Source organism: Deltaproteobacteria bacterium, assembly GCA_030690165.1.
Classification (GTDB): Bacteria; Desulfobacterota; GWC2-55-46; order UBA9637; family UBA9637; genus JACRNJ01.
Genome location: JAUYHF010000055.1, coordinates 72,614 through 91,384 on the forward strand (window position 1 = coordinate 72,614; position 18,771 = coordinate 91,384).

Genomic DNA, 18,771 nt, shown 5'->3' on the forward strand with positions numbered 1-18,771 from the left:
CTATTGTAAAATGTAAATTGTAAATATGAAATTGCCGTAAGGCTCACTCTCCTCTAATCTCTACCCCGAATCTTGTCTTTAAACTTTCTAATACAGTTGAATGAACATTAGTAACTTCATCATCGGTCAACGTCCTATCAGGAGAACGATACATAAAGCGAAGGGCCATGCTGTATTTGCCATCTGGAATATTTTCACCGTAGTATACATCAAATACATTAACTTCCTCAAGAAGTTTGATGCCCAATCCATTAATAGCATTATAAATTCTCTGGAACGGGATTTCCTTCTCTATTATCATTGCCACATCCCTGACTATCATTGGATATTTGGGTATGGGGCTGTATCTTTTGGGACCGCTTACCGCTGCAGCAATAATCTGCATATCCAGTTCAAATATATGTGCAGACTGTCTTATGTCCAGCCTCTGTATAATATCCGGATGAATCTCGCCAACTATTCCAATCTGTTTATCATCAGCCTCTATAACAGCAGCCTTGCCGAGGTGTAAAAATGGGATATCTGCTTTGGAAGCAAAAATATATCTCTCAACACCAAGCCCTGTCAAAATCTGCTCCACCGCCCCTTTGATATCATAAAAGTCTGCGCTGTCTTTTCCTGTGTTCCATGCCTCTTTGCACCTAAGGCCGCTTATCAGGCCGCTTATCATATTCCTCTCTTCAGTTTCTTTTTCTTTGGGGATAAATATCCTGCCGATCTCAAAAACCCTTATGTCATGATTATTATGATTTAGATTATACTGCAGGGTTTGCAAAAGGCCAGGGATAAGACTCTGCCTCATTATTGACTGCTCTTCTGTCAATGGATTCAGAAGTTTCAAACCATTTTTTATATCAGATATGTTAATATCAAAAAACCTTGGTGATATAAAGCTGTAATTAACAGCCTCAAGAAAACCATTGTTGGTTAAAATATCCCTCGCCTTCTCTCTTACCAAATCATCCCCTTTTGTTTTTGTGGTTAACAATCTGGCCGTAGGAATGGTAGCGGGTATTTTTTCGTAACCGTACAGCCTTGCAATCTCTTCTATTATGTCTATCTCTTTAATCAGATCAACCCTGAATGAAGGCGGCGCAACATCCCACATCGCGTCTTCTTTGTTTTTTAATTTTACCAGCTTAAAACCAATGCCGAGGTTGTTGAAACAATCCTCGACCTCTTTTTTATGTATGCTGATCCCAAGAATTTTATTAATCCTTGAAAGCCCGGCCTTAATAGATAGAGGCTTATGCTGCCGCGGGTATTTATCAACAGATCCCATTGCCATATTACCGCCTGCAAGCTCAACTATCATTTGAGCAGCCCTGTCCAATGGCTTTGTTACACCCTCAATATCAACGCCGCGTTCAAATCTGTAAGATGACTCAGTGAAAATACCTAATGCTTTAGATGTCCTCCTGACACAAGAAGGGTCAAACCAAGCGCTTTCAAGGAGGATATTTTTTGTTGCATCATTTATCTCTGTTTCCTTACCCCCCATTATGCCTGCCAGGGCAATAGGCCTTTCCTTATCTGCAATAACGAGCATTTCCTGTGTAAGTGTCCTCTTAAAACCGTCAATGGTCTGTATTTTTTCATTTTTATCAGCCCTTCTTATGATAATTTGTTTATCAGAGACAAGGTCGTAATCAAATGCATGCAGCGGCTGGCCATATTCAATCATCACATAATTTGTTATATCCACCACATTATTTATTGACCTGAAACCGGCCGATTCCAATCTGCGCTTTAGCCAATCAGGTGAAGGCGCTGCCTTGATATTTTCAAGAACCATCGCGGCATACCGTCTGCACAGAGACGGCTCTTTAATGGAAACAGTTATATGTTTTGAGTTTTGAGTTTTAAGTTTTAAGTTCTGGATTTTGAGTTTTGAGTTTTGAGTTTTGAGTGTAGTTTTTGTTATGGCAGCTACTTCCCGCGCTATTCCCATGATGGATAAACAATCCGGCCTGTTGGGCGTAACATTCACATTCAATATGCTGTCGTTCAGACCCATTGCCTCTGTAAAATCTTTGCCAATTGGGAAATCCTGCGGTAGAATCATGATGCCTTCTGACACATCCTTTAAGCCGAGCTCAGCCTCGGAACACATCATCCCTTCAGATTCAACGCCGCGTATCTTTGTCTTTTCTATTTTTATGCCTTTTGGAAGACTTGCTCCAGGGAGCGCCAGCGCCACCTTATCGCCAGCTTTCATATTCTTGGCGCCGCAAACAATAGAATGAATCCCCTTATCGGTCTTCACTTTGCAAAAGGAAAGCCTGTCTGCATTGGGATGCTTTTCTACGGAGAGTATCTGCGCTGTCACAACACCGCTAATCCCTTTCTCCAATGCCTCAATACCCTCTACCTCCAGACCTGCCATGGTGAGCCGTTTTGCAAGCTCGTCAGGTGGGGGGAGTTTTTTTACATATTCTTTAAGCCAGTTATAACTAACCTTCATTGAGCGCTAAACCTCTTTTAAATCAATCCGAAATAATCGGGCAACCTTATTATTATAATAATTTAAGATCAAAATATTAAGCAGCTCCTGGCAATGTCAATTTGAGTTTTCCACCGCAAAACGAGCAAAACAACCATGTTGAATCTATATCCCTTTTACAGGACGGACAAATATCCTTAAGTTTATACTCGCACTTAGGACATGCACTCATATTTTCATGCAACTTTTCTGCACAGTGCGGACATTCTATAATATCATCACCTAATTCGACAAAGAGGACTCTCATTAACTCTTCTATCGTGGTTAACCCATCCAATGCCTTTTTGATACCATCGTCTCTGAGCGAAGTCATGCCTTTTGCAGCAGCCTCTTTTTTTATTACCCCTTCTGACGCATCTGTTCTAATAAGCTCCTTGATGGCTGATTCTACAGGGAGTATCTCGAAAATTCCGAGCCTTCCTTTATATCCAGTAGAGTTGCATTTATGACAGCCATTGCCATGGAAAAATGTATTTCCTTTTTTCCCGGCAAGACCTAATTTTTTCAATTCTGCCTGTGATGGATCATATGGTTCTTTGCAATCTGTACATATTTTTCTTGCGAGACGTTGAGCAATGATGCCATTTAAAGCTGATGCAATTAAATAGGAAGGCACGCCGATATCCTTCAATCTTACTATTGTGGACACGGTGTCATTTGTGTGAAGCGTGCTTAAGACAAGATGACCGGTAAGAGAGGCTTGAATGGCAATGGTCGCTGTTTCATTATCCCGTATTTCTCCAACCATTACAACATCCGGGTCCTGTCGCAATATTGATCTGAGGCCGTAAGCAAAGGTAAGTCCTGTTTTTTCATCAATAGCTACTTGTGTTATGCCTTTAATTTCATATTCTATAGGATCTTCAAGGGTGATGATGTTGATTGTAGGCGATTTTATAGAATTGACCATTGCATAAAGCGTTGAGGATTTTCCACTTCCCGTGGGTCCGGTAACAAGAACGATACCATGCGGTTTTTCTATCAGTCTCTCTATTGATTTTATATTTTCCTTGTTTAAACCCGTGCTGCCTAATTCCACTACACCTGATTTTGAATCCAATATGCGTATCACAATCTTTTCGCCATATTGGCTCGGGAGTGATGACACCCGCAGTTCTATTTCTCTATCCGAAACTCTAATCTTTATTTTTCCATCCTGCGGCAATCTTTTCTCGGTAATATCCAACTTTGACATAATCTTTATTCGCGAAGTAATAGCTCCCTGAAGCCATTTGGGAAGCTGCATGACATCTACCAATAAGCCGTCTATCCTGTTTCTGAGTTTGATTTCCGTCTGGTGAGGCTCTATATGTATATCGCTTGCCCGGCTGGAGACCGCGTTGAACATTATATCATTCACAAGTTTTATTATGGGCGGGAGTTCGCTCTTTTTCATATCCTCAGCAATGTTGGTGGTGGCTTCATGAACCACTTCCACGACACCCTGAGCAGACCCGAAACCCGTGCCTATCGGAAGATTAATGACTGCGTCAGCAATTGAGTAGTGATGTTTAATTGAAGTGTCTATTTCGCGCGCAGTAGAAATTGCCGGGACTATCCGGCATCTGGTTACAAGGGACAGTTCGTCTATGATGTGAAGGTTTAATGGATCAACCATAGCAACGGTCAACATGCTTCTATCAATACAAACCGGAATCAGCTTATACATAACGGCTAATTTTTGAGGGACAAGTTGGATAGCTTCAGGCTCTATTATCGTTGAACCGAGTTCAATATACTTTATGTTCAACTGCATTGAAACGGTTTGAGCAATGTCAACATCCCGGCAAACACCATTTTTAATCAAGATATCGCCGAGAGGAAGATGCTCTATTTTTTGTTCTTCGAGGGCAATTTTAAGCTGGTCTTCGGTAATGAGGGCGGAGTCAACGAGAAGTTCTCCAAGCCGGCGCGTCTTTTTTATCTCCATATTGGGTATATCCATGTGTTATTTAAAATAAGCATATTTAAAAAAATGAATCCGTGAAGTTTTTAAAAGCCTATTTGCGGTTATCTTTAGATAAGGGTTAAAACTGCATTAGGAACCTGACATCATTTTCAAAAAAGAGCCTTATATCATCTATTCCAAATTTAAGCATTGCGATGCGCTCTATGCCCATACCAAACGCAAAACCGGCAAACCTCTCAACATCATACCCCACAGCCTTGAACACCATCGGATGAATCATGCCGGCGCCAAGTATTTCCAGCCATCCGCTATTCTTGCACACGCGGCAACCCTTGCCATTGCATATAACACACTGAATATCCACTTCTGCACTCGGCTCTGTAAATGGGAAAAAACTCGGTCTGAAACGAATGGTTGTATCTTCTCCAAAGAGAGAATGGAGAAAGACACTGAGAACACCTTTGAGGTCGCCAAATGTAATGAATTCATCCACCATAAACCCTTCCACTTGGTGAAACATTGGCGTATGGGTTATATCCGAATCCCTTCTGTAGACTTTTCCGGGGGCAACTACCCTTAAAGGAGGTTTTTGCCCCTGCATTACCCTTATCTGCACAGGAGAGGTGTGTGTCCTAAGAAGCAAATCACCGCTTATATAAAATGTATCCTGCATGTCCCTTGCAGGATGGTCTTTTTGTATATTGAGGGCCTCAAAATTATAATAATCAGTTTCAATCTCAGGGCCTTCTGCTGCTTGAAAACCCATACCGAAAAATATCCTGACCACCTCATCCATCACTTGGGTTATCGGGTGCCTCTTTCCTAGCCGGCCATATCTTCCCGGCAGGGTTACATCAACCTTTTCGGCCCTTAGTTTTTCTTCCTTTTCTCTCTTTACAATATCTGCTAAAAGGCTATTTATCTTATTCTCTATTCTGGCTTTTATGGTGTTTATCAACTCTCCTGCAATTGGCCGTTCTTCAGAGGAAAGTTTCCCCAGTTCTCTTGTAAGAGAGGCAAGTTCTCCTTTCCTGCCAAGATACTTAACCTTAAGTTCCAGAATAGCTTCTTTGTTTTTAACAAAGTTTATCTCCTCAAAGGCAGCTTTTTCTAGTTGCTGAAGCTTGTCTCTCATGCGCTTAAACTTGCCTTTGCAATGGAAACAATCTGTGAGAACCCTCGGGGGTCGTTTATCGCAAGATAGGCAAGATTCTTTCTATCCACTTCTACATTAGCCTTTTTCATACCCTTCATGAACTGGCTGTAGGATATATCGTTCAATCTTGTTGCAGCGTTTATCCTGGCTATCCAAAGGCTTCTGAATTCCCTTTTCTTTGCCTTTCTATCCCTGTACGCATAAGCCATGGCTCTATCAACAGCCTCTGTTGCAATGCGATACAAATTGCCCCTGGCGCCCCTCATTCCTTTGGCAGCCTTTAATATCTTTCTTTTTTTCTTTTTGGCATTAACTGCTCTTTTTACTCTCGGCATATTTTTATGACTCCTTTCTCATTTAATATTTATAAGATTTCAAGTCACAAGTCACAAGTGAAAATTCGAAACTTGTTTCTTGTAACTTGTGTCTTACAACCGGTGCCTTGTGACTCTGTTATCCGTAGGGCAGCAACTTTTTTATCTGGTCATGATTAGCCTTTTCAACATACACGGCATTTCTCATACCCCGCGATGTTCTTGCGGAATTGGACAGCAATAGATGTCTGCGGCCCGCCCTTGCCCTTTTCAACTTTCCAGTGCCTGTAATGCTGAAACGTTTTGCTGCACCGCTTTTGGTCTTTAACTTTGGCATAAATCCTCCCTTTTTATAGTGTCAAAGTGTCGTAGGGTCAAAGAGTCATAGCTCTTGATACTTTGACTCTCTGACTCCTTGATACTTTAACTCTCTCTTTTACTTTCCCGCCGGGGCAATGATCATTATCAGGCTTTTGCCCTCCATCCGCGGCTGCTGTTCTATAACACCTTTATCTTTAATTACATCCACTACCTTCTTAAGCATTTCTCTTCCCAGATCTATATGCGCAAGCTCCCTTCCCCTGAATACGATAGTAATCTTGGCCTTATCTCCATCGGCGAGGAATCTTTCTACATGCCGCATCTTAAACTGAAAATCATGTTCATCTGTTTTTGATCTCAACTTAACTTCTTTAAGATGGATTACGGCCTGTTTCTTTTTTGCCTCGTGAGCCTTCTTGCTCAGTTGGTATTTATATTTCCCATAATCCATTATCCGGCACACCGGAGGAACCGCATTCGGCGATATTTCTACAAGGTCCAAACCTGCTTCTTCCGCAATTTTTATACCATCCCTCGTAGCCATGATACCAAGCTGTGCCCCCTCCTTGTCAAGCACCCTCACCTGCGGAGCCCGTATCCATCTGTTTATTCTTGTGTGATCTTTTATAACACCACCTCCTGATTTATCCCTTATGATAAGGGTTTATTATTTTTCTTAATAGTCTCTATAAAATTTTCAACAGACATAAAAGGCATTGGCTTTGCGCCGCTTCTTCCTCGGGGTGAAAATTCTTTTTTTTCTTCTTCTTGACTGCCTATTACGAGCATATACGGAATCTTTTTTAATTCAGCCTCTCTTATCTTCAGCCCGAGTTTTTCATTTCTTGTATCAAGCTCTGCCCGTATATCCTCTTTGCGCAGCGCATCAAATATCCCTTTTGCATATCCATTGTTTTTTTCAGTGATGGCAAGTACGATAACCTGCACAGGTGCAAGCCACAATGGGAATGCCCCTGCGTAATGCTCTATCAAAACCCCGAAAAATCTCTCAAGGGAACCCATGAGGGCCCTGTGCAGCATTATTGGCTGGTGATCTTTATCATCCTCTCCTCTGTAAGCCACATTAAATCTTTGCGGGAGGTTAAAGTCAACCTGGATGGTTGAACACTGCCACGCCCTTCCGAGTATGTCCCTTATCTTTATATCTATCTTCGGGCCATAAAAAACCCCTTCACCGGGGTCAATCTGAAATTTTAGCCCTGTCTTTTCCAGCGACTGCTTTAACGCATTCTCTGCCTTTGCCCAGTTATCAAGGGCGCCGACAAATTTTTCAGGCCTTGTGGAAAGATATATATCGTAGCTATTAAACCCAAAACTCCTTAATATGTAAAGAGTAAAATTCAACACACTACTAATCTCATCTTCAAGTTGTTCCGGCCTGCAAAAGATGTGGGCGTCATCCTGGGTAAACCCCCTCACACGCATCAAGCCGTGAAGCACCCCTGACCGTTCAAATCTGTAGACGGTTCCAAGTTCAGCATAGCGGATGGGCAAATCCCTGTAGCTCCTAAGTTGGCTCCGGTATATCTGTATATGAAACGGACAGTTCATCGGCTTCACAATAAAATCCTGGCCCTCAATATCCATGGGCGAATAAAGATTCTCTTTGTAAAAATCCCAATGCCCGCTCGTCTTCCACAAATCAACCTTGGCTATATGCGGCGTATAGATGATTTGATAGCCGTGCCTGTAATGCTCCTTTTTCCAAAAATCCTCTATGACACTTCTGATAACCGCGCCGTTCGGATGCCAGCAGACAAGCCCTGAACCGATGTCATCGTTTATACTGAAAAGGTCCAACTCTTTGCCCAGCTTTCTATGGTCTCTCTTTTTCGCCTCTTCTATCCTGTAAAGATAATTATCCAACTCCTTTTTTGTGGGAAATGCCGCGCCGTAAATCCTCTGGAGCATCTTATTCTTTTCACTACCCCTCCAGTAGGCGCCTGCAATACTTAAGAGTTTAAATGCCTTTATCCATCCTGTTGAAGGAAGGTGCGGGCCGCGGCACAGGTCAACAAAAGCATCCTGTTTATAAACGCTCACCTTGTCCTCAGGTATATCATTTATGAGTTCCTGTTTATAAGTCTCGCCCATTTCGCCAAACAGTTCCATCGCCTCTTTCCTGCCCATCTCTATCCGAAGAAAAGGCTTATTCTTTTTTATAATCTCAAGCATGCGATTTTCTATTTTTTCCAGATCTTCAGGGGTAAAAGAACGGGGCGAATCAAAGTCATAATAAAAACCATCTTCTATAGACGGACCTATTGTAACCTTTACATCACTGCCAAAAACCTCCTTTACTGCCTGGGCCATAACATGGGATGCGGAATGGCGGTAGATTTCAAGCCCCTCTTTTGAACCAATCGCAATTGGCTTTATACGGCTGTCAGCATTTAACTGAAATGAGAGATCAACATACCTTTCATCAATCTGCGCTGCCACAGTATTTTTTAAAAGCCCCTTATCAAAGTCTTTTAAAACATCTTCTGCTGCAACGCCGGCTGGATATTCTTTAAGCTTCCCGTCAGGAAATGTTATTTTGATTAAATGATTCATATGGTTAAAAAACAACAAAAGGCATCAACCCTACTATAAAACAGATTGAGGATTAGGTTAAGGTTAAATATTTCCTCAACCTTTACCTCAACCTTTACCTGTAGTTATAGGGGTGATACCTTTTTAATTTAAATACTACAAAATCCTTCTCCGTCCAATTTAATTGGTAGGCACGGGCGGTCTCGAACCGCCGACCTCTACCGTGTCAAGGTAGCGCTCTAACCCCTGAGCTACGCGCCTATAGCTTTACGCAGCAGAAACAACCGCACTGGATCGAAATTTTATCATAACAAACAAGACTGTCAAGGAATTTATTGAAGAATATCAAAGAGATGTAATAAGGCCTTTATCCACCAGTTCCCTAAACGACTGGTGATATGGACCGGCTAATATGTTCTTTTCTAATATTTCAGTTGGCTGGAGACCGAGTCTGATTATCGGAATTCTTCTATCATTGAATAAAGAAACAAGTTTTTTGCATATATCCGTCATTTCAGTTAAAGACCATGGATTATATGAGCCCAAGAGATACATCTTTTCCAAAGGGGTATCCCTTATAACAAGGGTTGGATAGATTCTGACAAAATCAGGCTGAAGCTCTACAGCTTTAGCGGCAGTAAAGAGTATAGTATCTCTGGTATCCCCCGGCAGACCCGGCATAATCTGAAGGCCGGCCTTAAAGCCATGTTTTTTTAATAGCATAACTGCCGCAGTGGTATCTTTTGCTTTATGCCCCCTGCCTGAAAGCCTCAATACTTCATCCGACATAGACTGAACGCCAAGCTCAACTGTTTCAACCGTGTATTTTTTTAAAAGTGACAACCCTTCATCTGTTATATAATCCGGCCTTGTGGATATCCTTATAGAATCTATTAAACCATCGCCTATAAACCCGCAGGCTGTGGATAAAAATCCTTCTTGCATATTTTTATCCAGGCCTGTAAAACTACCCCCGTAAAAGGCAATTTCTTTTCTGCCTGAGCCTTTCCATGTCTTTAAATATGTGCGGACTATGTTTGACACTTCATTTACATCAGGCAGTTTTTCTTTGCCTGTTATTTTTGATTGATTGCAAAAAACACACTGGTGGGGACAGCCTTGTTGGGGGATGAAAATAGGAATTATGAGTTGTTTTTTTCTAGCCATATTGAAATACGGGTTATAGGTCATGGGTTATAGGCTAAGGGCTTTCATTACCTTGTACCCGAGTCTTTATCTTTTCCAATCCCTCCATTGCAGCTCGCTGTTCAGCCTCTTTCTTGGCCTTTCCCTGACCTCTTCCAAATCTTTCGCCGTTAATCAACACCTCAACTTCAAAAACTTTATTATGCTCAGGCCCTGTTTCACTGATAAGTCTGTAGCCTGGCGCAGCCTTGAAAATCTCCTGAGTCTGTTCCTGGAGTTCTGTTTTATAATCCATGGAGATCTCTGTAACAGAAACATCTTGTATTAGAAAAGAAAATTGTCCTGCTACAAGAGAAAATGCCGACTCAAACCCTCCGTCCAGATATACTGCTGCTATGACTGCCTCATACGCATCAGAGAGTATGGAAGGCTTTCCCCTTCCGCCTGTAAGCTCTTCGCCCTTGCCGAGAAGAAGATGCCTGCCCAATTCAATATCCATTGCAAGTTTGGCCAGAGTATTTTCATTTACCAGTCTTGCCCTGAACTTAGACAGCACCCCCTCGTCAGCATCAGGGAATCTTTTAATAAGAAGATGGCTTACTACTATGGAAAGAACCGCATCACCCAAAAATTCCAGCCTCTCGTTGTTCTCCATATTCTGGTCTCCCCTCTCATTAAGAAAAGACCTGTGAACAAGGGCATGAAGAAGGATACTGATATCATTGAAGGTATAAGGAAGCCTTGATGCAAGTCCTTCCAATTCTTTTTTATCGGCCAACTGCATAACCTGTTATCCTCTCTCCGTTTATCTCATTGCATATAACGTCTTCAGGGCTTCCTTCATCCTTCAATCCAGCCTCCGCCGATAACCTCGTTGCCTCTGTAAAAAACCACCCCCTGGCCAGGGGTTATTGATTTCTCGCGCCTTTTAAAACAGACCTTTACCTTGCCGTCTGCCAAAGGGATTACCGTTGCATCTGCGCCTTTATGGCGGTACCTTATCATGGCAGTTACATCTATCGGGCCATCAGGCAAGGGTATGCCTACCCAGTTTGTCTCCTTTGCAATAAGGCTGTCTCTGAACAAATTCTCCTCAGGACCGACGACAAGCCTATTCCTGGCCGCATCTAATTTAAGCGCATATAATGGCTCATCCTTTGTTACGCCAAGTCCTTTTCTCTGTCCGATTGTATATTTATAAAGCCCGTTATGCATGCCGATAACATTGCCCGATGTATCCGCTATCTCGCCGTGTGCATCCATCCTACCGAGCCTCTGGCTTATAAATGACGGATAATCTTCTTCCACAAAACATATCTCCTGGCTGTCTTTCTTCTCCGCAACATTCAGGCTGAATTTCTTTGCAAGGCCTCTAACCTCTGCTTTTGTCAAATCACCAAGAGGGAATTTTATCCGCTGTAACTGATTCTGTGTCATTGTAAAAAGGAAATAAGACTGGTCCTTTGATACATCTCTGCCTTTCAGGAGCAGATACCGTCCTCTATCCTCATCGTAACTTACCCTTGCGTAGTGACCTGTTGCAAGAAAATCCGCCTCAAGTTCCAGCGCCCTTCTTAAAAGCGTCTCAAATTTTAAGACCTGGTTGCATTTAAGGCACGGGTTTGGCGTCTCACCCTTCAGATAGCTGTTGACAAAATAATCCACCACTTCCTTTAAAAATACCTCTTCAAAGTTAACAACATAAAATGGGATATCAAGTTTGTCAGCAACCCTCCTGGCATCATAGAGGTCATCCAGAGAACAGCAGCTTCCCGGCCTGTCTTTTTCCCCATCGGTGTAGTCCCACAACTGCATGGAGATGCCTATGACATCATAGCCCTGCTCTTTAAGAAGCGCGGCCGCAGTGGATGAGTCCACTCCGCCGCTCATGGCAATAACAACACGCTTTGGTTTATCCATAATCTCCTGTAACTTTCCGTGCGTCTTCATTGGTAAAAAAATGGCGGACTGTATGTCCGCCATAAAAGCCGTTTAATATTTGTCTCTTACAGCCTACTTCTGCAGATTTTTCTTTTTATAATCCTCTATAGCGGCATGGAGCGCATCTGCCGCAAGGTTTGAGCAGTGCTGCTTGACAGGCGGAAGGCCGCCAAGCGCCTCTGCCACAGTGGCGTTGGATATCTCCTCTGCCTCGCCCAGATGTTTCCCTTTAACAAGCTCTGTAACCATTGAACTTGTCGCAATTGCCGCGCCGCATCCGAATGTCTTAAACTTAACATCTTTAATAACATCGCCTTCAACCTTTATGCTGAGTTTCATAATATCGCCGCAGGCAGGATTTCCAACAGTGCCTACGCCGTCTGCATTTTCTATCTCCCCTACATTCCTCGGATTGCTAAAATGGTCCATTACCTTTTCGCTGTACATATCTCAATCTCCTTTTCATTTTTTCAAGGCTAAAGCCTTGAGTTACACTTTGTAACTCAAACCTTTAGGTTTGAAGTCTTCAATGACTGTGTGAACCGCTTTCAGTAAAGGTCATCTCTGTCCCCTTTCCGGTAATAGTGGAATAAAGCGGCGACATACTCCTCATCCTCTCTACCATTGCAGGCAGAGCCTCAATTACATAATCAATATCCTCCACAGTATTACCGCGGCCAAGGCTGAACCTGACGGAACTGTGTGATACCTCCAGCGGGACGCCCATAGCAACCAGCACATGCGACGGCTCCAATGTGCCGGATGTGCACGCAGAGCCGGATGATGCCGCTATCCCCTTCATATCAAGATTTAGAAGCAGCGACTCTCCCTCGGCATATTCAAAACTCAAATTCACGGTATTTGGCGTTCTCTTAGTCGGATGACCGTTCAAACGCACATGGGGAATCTTCTCCATCAGACCTTTCTCAAGCCTGTCCCTCAAGGCTGCAATATGCTTTATCTCCTCCGGCATATCTCTTTGAGCAATCTCACATGCCTTTCCCAGCGCAACAATGCCCGCAACATTTTCCGTGCCGCCTCTCCTGTTCCTCTCCTGATGGCCGCCGTGGATAAGAGGCGTCAATCTCACCCCCCTTTTTACATACAATGCGCCGACCCCCTTTGGCGCATAGAGTTTGTGTCCTGAAACGGTCAAGAGATCAATATTCATCTTCTTTACATCTATAGGAACCTTTCCCGCGCCCTGAACTGCATCAGTGTGGAAAGAAATATTATGCTCTTTAGCAAAAGAGCCTATCTCTTCAATAGGAAATATTACACCTGTTTCATTATTGGCAAACATAATCGTGATGAGTATAGTCTTTGGAGTTATTGCCTTTTTAAGCTGGTCTAAATCCAGCATACCCTTGCTGTCAACATCGAGATATGTGACATCAAACCCGGTTTTTTGAAGGTATTTGCATGTGCTTAAAACAGCAGGATGCTCTACCTTTGTGGTAATTATATGGTTCCCCTTGTCTCTCTTTGATTCTGCGACACCTTTTATTGCAAGGTTATTGCCCTCTGAGCCGCAGCTCGTAAAGATAATCTCGCTTGAATCGCAGTTCAGAAGTTTTGCTGTCTTTTCCCTTGCATCGTCAACTCCCCTTCTTGTATTCCTGCCTGCCCAGTGAATGCTTGAAGGGTTACCGAATTCATCCTTCAGATACGGAAGCATTGCATCCAGAACTTCGGGATGGATTGGCGTTGTCGCATTGTTATCCAGATAGATTTTCTTCAAAACAACCTCCTAATTAAATACAGGTTAAGGTTGAGGTTAAGAATTTCCTTAGCCTTAACCTTAACCTTAACCTTAACCTGTTTTTCCTTGCCTACTGCCTACTCCTTCTGAAAACTGTAAGGCCTCGCGGCTTAAGTCTTCTATTGTAATAGAATCTAAAAATTCTTTTATCTTGTCGGCCAGCCCTTTCCAAACCCGCTGCGTAACACATCTATTTGTCCTCGCGCAGACGGCAGGGTCCGCGTCAAGGCATGCAACAGGATTTAAAGATTCCTCAACTACAGTTATTACCTCTCCCACCTTTATCTCGCTTGCAGACCGCGCAAGAACATAACCGCCGCCGGGTCCCCTGACGCTTTTTACAATATTACCCCTCCTGAGCTTGACAAAGAGCTGTTCAAGATAGGCCAGCGATATGTCTTCGCTGTCAGATATATCCTTTAGTGTTATTGGTCCGCCATTTGCATGACAGACCAAGCTGACCATTGCCCTCACAGCATATTGTCCTTTAGTAGATAACCTCATAATTTTAGCAAATTCTAATATACCTTAATAATTTTGTCAAGTATTTTGTTAGTCGATGATTTCATCCCGAAAAAGACCGAAAAACAGATTCAATGCAAGCAAAAGCATACCCAGTAATAATCCGCCAACGCCCATATACGTTAGCGCCTCGGTTATAAAATGATGATGCGCTGCCTCCCTGCCGATGTAGGGCGCAAGGAAGAACATATTGAACCACGCAAGCGGATAAAGTCCACTTAGTCCAATCAGGAAAGACGAAACCGCTTTTAAGCGTTGCCTCATATCAGTGAACATCAGCAAGATAATTAGTCCGAGGGAAAATGCCGCTATACCCGTGGCGTGAAAATGAGCCCGTTGCGCATAGCGCCATATCTTATTTTTACCTTGTACATCGTGAACCTCAGGATGAGCCTTGACCTGCTCTGTGATAAAGGCCTTATAAGCATCTTCCTTTACACCGAACGAGACGCCCATACCCACTCCAAAGAGCATACCCAGAAGAACCATAGCCAAACCAATCTTTACTGTCCTTAACTTTTCTGCCATATCATGACCTCCGTATAATATTCTCTATGCATCTAATCATAGCTTATACAAACAACCCGTAAAAACTTTACTTACACATTCTCGCTTTCCTTTTTTTCTTTTGCTGCCTCGGGCGCAAGGTCGCTGGTATCTTTTTCAGACGCTTCTATCAAGGTCATTGGTCTTTCTGATTCATCGCCATTTCCAGCCTCATCGAAGCATTGCACATACCCGCACTTTGGGCACTTTATCTCAACAAAACATACCTCGCCCTTCATAAGAAGTCTCCTGCATTTTTTGCATCGTATATTCTTCTGCATTCGGGAATTCGACTTAAAGTGAGGATTATATATGGTCTTTGGCTCTTTAAACACTTTTTTGTTCAAATATATCCCTCCGTAGTTCCTTCCGTAACGGGTCTTTTTGATTATGATAATCGTTTTCATAATACCATTTTTTTATTTTCTGTCAAGATTTTTTTTGATTTATTTATTAAGGAACCTCTTCCGGTTAGTTATTTCTGCACACTGTGGCGAAACTTATAGGCGTCGAATTAAGCCGGCGACATTATTGTTTTTCATCCATCTTTTCCTTGAAATAAGGAACCAGTGTTTTATCACCCTCCTTACGGTACGGATGATTTGAAAGCTCTTCAATCCGTTCCCGGCTTATCTCCTGCCCCTCCGCAGGAGTCATGATTATATGCGGGGTAACGAGCAATATGAGCTCGCTCTTTATTTTTACATCCACGTCACGGCGAAAGAGCATGCCAAGCAGAGGAATGTCTCCCAAAAGCGGCACCTTTGTTGTTTCTTTGTTGATCGTGTTGCGGATCAAGCCGCCTATTGCCACGGTCAGATTATCTTTAACAACCACGGTCGCTGTCAGATTGGCAGTATTGACCGTATCAATGGGAAATTCTTGAACCGTCCCTCCTACGGACACGATAGGGATACTCGCACTGGCGCTCAATACAGACGACGAGTCCTGTTGAATTAATATGGTTACCGTTCTATCGGCATTTATCTTAGGTTTGATAATAAGCGTATTACCGATGCCCCGAACCTCGGTAATCGGCTCCACAAGGGAGGTTGTCGGACCGGTAGCAGATGTGACAATTTTAGTATTAACACCGGTAATCAATACCCTCTCCTCTCCAACAAAGACTCTTGAAGGCTGATCATTAGATGCCAGTATCAGAGGGGTAGACAACATGGTAATGCGATTGTCGCGTTGAAAAAGTTGAATCCTTGCCCGTATCTTGTCGTTCAGGAACTGATATACAAGGGTGCCCCCTTCGAGGGGGAAATTACCCAACCCAAGAACATTCTTGGCGCCTATGGAAGCTTGGAGACTCATGGGATTGGGCGGCTGGGTTGTTGCCGGTCCAGTGGATCGCTGCCCTTCCTGGAAATCAAGGTCAAAAATAGAACGGTACGTATCATCGAGTGTAAGCTCAAGTATCTTCATCTCCAGAAGAACCTGGGGAGTCGGCCTATCTATCTCCAGAATAATCTTTTCAATATCCTTCATAGCCGCAGTATCGCTGGTGCGCACAATCATGAGATTGTGCCGGCGATTCACGGTGATATAGATGGGCGGTTCCTGTTTATAAACCCCTTTGGTAGCATCCAAAGAAACGCCATGCTGATCCTTATCCTTCTTGCGGCGCTCAAGCTCAGCGATCTGATCCGAGGTCAATGACTCACCCAGCATCTTTTTTTCAATAGTCTGGCCGCCGCCCCCTGTTTGCAACATACCTCCGCCTTGCAACATATTTCCGCCTTGCAACATATCTCCGCCTTGCAACATATCTCCGCTTGATACCTGACGGGAGAATTGTCCGGCGCTGGCGCCAAACCCTAAAGTAAATGCCGACGTATCTTCAGTGGTACCCAGTGAAAGTATTACCCTCTCACCGTAGAGATCCCGCACTGCCGTGCTTGCGCCTATGACATTTGGGTGCAACAGTGTAAAGACCCGTGTAACATCCTCTTTGAAAACAACAAGGTCTTTCTGATACTCTTCGGTGGTCATGATGCGGAATGTATCGCTTTCTTTATCGCGGCGATACCATAAGCCGCTGATCTTGCAGATGGTATCTATTATGTCGCGAACCGTAACCTGCTGTATATAGAGGGTGACCTCTTTCTGCCCGGCAGCCTCTGTTGCAACTATGTTGACGTTGAACCCCTCAGAAATAAGACGGGCGGCATCCACAATCTTTGCCTTCTTGAGATCAAACTGTTTAACCTTCAATTCCGCTTCCGTTACTGCTACGGCTTCATCCTGCGCCGAACCACCTTTGGCCATCAAGACTAAGAAACACAAGATAAGAAAGAAAAGCAAAAACCGCCCCGCCCCCCTTTGACGGTTGCTCTCTTTGTTGTTGAAGAAACGCATCATCGCACCACCATGACTCGTCCTAATGTCCCGACATCCACTATTACACTATTGTTGACAATATCTTTTATTCTGAGAACTATATTTTGCCTCGGATATTGAAGACTGATGGTGTCCTCTCTATGGACGATATATATGCCGAATCCCTGTATATCCAGAAGGGCTACCGGCGATCTATCCACTCCTTCTATAAGACCTTTCAATTGCATAAGTGGTATCTCCCCTTTCTGCTGCACTGACTGCTTTATCTGTTCGGTAGTGACAAATGGATCCATAGGCTTAACTTGAAGAGGGCTTGCCGGAATAGACTGAGCTTGCTTTTCCTTTGATTCATAAGAAACCTTTTTTTTATCATCTGCAAACCCAACGGTATGCAAGAATAATAAAATTATCACGAATAGGGCGATCTCATGTTTATTGCCGTATTTCATCATGGCGTTACTTCTCATTTTGTTTCTCCTTTTCTATCACCGCTTTTAAAATGTTATTTATTGCCCGTTGCCAGGCGAAAGATGGCCTGGAAAAAGGCAAAGTAGACAAACCCTACGATCCCTCCTATAACGATTATCATAACGGGCTCTACCATGGCGCTCATCCGTTTTATCCTCTCTTCAAGCTCCTGGTCATAAAAATTACTCAACTCATCGAGAACGTGCACCAGGGCTCCGGTACGTTCACCTACAGCCACGACCTGCGACACAAGGGTCGGAATTGCAGGATGGCGCAATGCCCCGGACAGGTCCTTTCCCGAAAGTATATGGTCTGCGGCATCTTTCAGGCAGCTCGCAATTGCCCTGTTTCCCAGAATTCCCGGTATCGTCCTCAGAGATTCGAGCAGCGTCACCCCACTGTGGAGAAGCATGGAAAGGGTTCTGCACAGCATGGCCATTGCCCCCACAGTCAAGAGATTGCCCACTACAGGTAGCATTAAAAGTCCTCTATCCATCTTCTGTCGTCCTGTTTCGGATACGTAGAGAACAACAATGCCGGCCGTGAGGAGCGCCGCTCCCAACAGGATGAAAATGGCGTAGGTCGTGGCAAATCCCGAGATATTCATCAAGAGCTGGGTTGACCAGGGGAGCGACACATTTCTATGCGCAAAGAACTTGGCAAACTTCGGAATTACCATCCACACGAGGAATATCACCACTGCAAAGGATGTCACAACAACAATAGCGGGATAGAGCAGGGAGGTTAAAAGCTTGCTCTTCAGCTCCATGTTCCGCTGGATATGTAAGGCTATCCTGTCAAGAATCATATCAAGTTCGCCGCTCACCTCCGCATTTTCAACCAATTTGACGGCAATGGTCGGAAAGAGTCTTCCCTCTCCTGACAACGCCTGAGAGAAGCTCTTGCCTGACCGAACTGCGTCGCCCATCCGAACTATTGCCGCCGCGAATCTCGGTTTTGTTCCTTGCTGCCCCTGGCTCACTGCCAGCGCCTGCAAAAGGGTCAATCCCGAGCGAAGCATCAAGGCGGTCTGTTGTAAAAAAAAGATAATATCCCGCTTTTTGACGCGTCTTAATCCCTTCAGCGCCTGCGTGAGAGAAAGAGAACGCATTCCTTCCTCAGCGGGGACCGCGGTCTCAGATGACGCGGCGCATAATTGCGCCACAAAAAGCCCCTGCCGTCGCAGAATATCGGCCGCTGCTCTGGTATCCGCCGCCTCGATGGTCCCGCTGTTTTCTTCGCCGCGCTCATCAACTGCGCTATATTGAAATCTCGCCACAG

At 43.9% G+C, this 18,771-nt stretch carries 18 protein-coding genes and 1 tRNA gene; all 19 read right to left on the reverse strand.

What is annotated here, in order from left to right:
• Positions 1-43: 43 nt before the first annotated feature.
• Complete coding sequence (gene pheT, locus Q8P28_09370) at positions 44-2,464, reverse strand: phenylalanine--tRNA ligase subunit beta (protein MDP2682992.1); 2,421 nt, start codon at positions 2,462-2,464, stop codon at positions 44-46.
• Between the two features lie 76 nt (positions 2,465-2,540).
• A complete protein-coding gene (locus Q8P28_09375; protein MDP2682993.1) occupies positions 2,541-4,448 on the reverse strand; it encodes an ATPase, T2SS/T4P/T4SS family in 1,908 nt (635 codons plus the stop codon).
• Positions 4,449-4,530: 82 nt separating this feature from the next.
• Positions 4,531-5,547: a phenylalanine--tRNA ligase subunit alpha gene (gene pheS, locus Q8P28_09380; protein ID MDP2682994.1), complete on the reverse strand. Its 1,017-nt coding sequence runs from the start codon at positions 5,545-5,547 to the stop codon at positions 4,531-4,533.
• On the reverse strand, positions 5,544-5,903 hold the full coding sequence (gene rplT / locus Q8P28_09385) for a 50S ribosomal protein L20 (GenBank protein MDP2682995.1): 360 nt from the start codon (positions 5,901-5,903) through the stop codon (positions 5,544-5,546). Before rplT ends, pheS begins: the two co-directional genes overlap by 4 nt.
• 118 nt (positions 5,904-6,021) lie before the next feature.
• The gene (rpmI, locus tag Q8P28_09390; protein ID MDP2682996.1) at positions 6,022-6,219 is read right to left on the reverse strand and encodes a 50S ribosomal protein L35; all 198 of its coding nucleotides are present in this window, start codon (positions 6,217-6,219) and stop codon (positions 6,022-6,024) included.
• A gap of 99 nt (positions 6,220-6,318) precedes the next feature.
• Complete coding sequence (infC, locus tag Q8P28_09395) at positions 6,319-6,831, reverse strand: translation initiation factor IF-3 (protein MDP2682997.1); 513 nt, start codon at positions 6,829-6,831, stop codon at positions 6,319-6,321.
• Between the two features lie 23 nt (positions 6,832-6,854).
• A complete protein-coding gene (gene thrS, locus Q8P28_09400; GenBank protein MDP2682998.1) occupies positions 6,855-8,780 on the reverse strand; it encodes a threonine--tRNA ligase in 1,926 nt (641 codons plus the stop codon).
• A gap of 164 nt (positions 8,781-8,944) precedes the next feature.
• Positions 8,945-9,020, reverse strand: a tRNA-Val gene (locus tag Q8P28_09405).
• Between the two features lie 84 nt (positions 9,021-9,104).
• Positions 9,105-9,926, reverse strand: a complete 822-nt coding sequence (locus Q8P28_09410) for a radical SAM protein (GenBank protein MDP2682999.1) — start codon at positions 9,924-9,926, stop codon at positions 9,105-9,107.
• A 34-nt stretch (positions 9,927-9,960) separates the two neighbouring features.
• On the reverse strand, positions 9,961-10,689 hold the full coding sequence (gene rnc, locus Q8P28_09415; protein ID MDP2683000.1) for a ribonuclease III: 729 nt from the start codon (positions 10,687-10,689) through the stop codon (positions 9,961-9,963).
• A 56-nt stretch (positions 10,690-10,745) separates the two neighbouring features.
• Positions 10,746-11,828 carry a tRNA 2-thiouridine(34) synthase MnmA gene (mnmA, locus tag Q8P28_09420; GenBank protein ID MDP2683001.1) on the reverse strand — a complete coding sequence of 361 codons (1,083 nt, stop codon included), beginning with the start codon at positions 11,826-11,828 and terminating at the stop codon, positions 10,746-10,748.
• Between the two features lie 90 nt (positions 11,829-11,918).
• On the reverse strand, positions 11,919-12,293 hold the full coding sequence (gene nifU / locus Q8P28_09425; protein ID MDP2683002.1) for a Fe-S cluster assembly scaffold protein NifU: 375 nt from the start codon (positions 12,291-12,293) through the stop codon (positions 11,919-11,921).
• Between the two features lie 79 nt (positions 12,294-12,372).
• Positions 12,373-13,587 carry a cysteine desulfurase NifS gene (gene nifS, locus Q8P28_09430; protein ID MDP2683003.1) on the reverse strand — a complete coding sequence of 405 codons (1,215 nt, stop codon included), beginning with the start codon at positions 13,585-13,587 and terminating at the stop codon, positions 12,373-12,375.
• A gap of 72 nt (positions 13,588-13,659) precedes the next feature.
• Complete coding sequence (locus Q8P28_09435) at positions 13,660-14,112, reverse strand: Rrf2 family transcriptional regulator (GenBank protein MDP2683004.1); 453 nt, start codon at positions 14,110-14,112, stop codon at positions 13,660-13,662.
• 48 nt (positions 14,113-14,160) lie between these two features.
• Positions 14,161-14,658 (reverse strand): hypothetical protein, encoded by a 498-nt coding sequence (locus Q8P28_09440; protein ID MDP2683005.1) that lies wholly within the window; start codon positions 14,656-14,658, stop codon positions 14,161-14,163.
• Between the two features lie 71 nt (positions 14,659-14,729).
• Positions 14,730-15,083 (reverse strand): Com family DNA-binding transcriptional regulator, encoded by a 354-nt coding sequence (locus tag Q8P28_09445; GenBank protein ID MDP2683006.1) that lies wholly within the window; start codon positions 15,081-15,083, stop codon positions 14,730-14,732.
• Positions 15,084-15,204: 121 nt separating this feature from the next.
• Positions 15,205-16,950 carry a type II secretory pathway, component PulD gene (locus tag Q8P28_09450; GenBank protein MDP2683007.1) on the reverse strand — a complete coding sequence of 582 codons (1,746 nt, stop codon included), beginning with the start codon at positions 16,948-16,950 and terminating at the stop codon, positions 15,205-15,207.
• Positions 16,951-17,039: 89 nt separating this feature from the next.
• On the reverse strand, positions 17,040-17,489 hold the full coding sequence (locus tag Q8P28_09455) for a hypothetical protein (GenBank protein ID MDP2683008.1): 450 nt from the start codon (positions 17,487-17,489) through the stop codon (positions 17,040-17,042).
• 35 nt (positions 17,490-17,524) lie between these two features.
• A complete protein-coding gene (locus Q8P28_09460) occupies positions 17,525-18,769 on the reverse strand; it encodes a type II secretion system F family protein (GenBank protein ID MDP2683009.1) in 1,245 nt (414 codons plus the stop codon).
• Positions 18,770-18,771 lie beyond the last annotated feature (2 nt).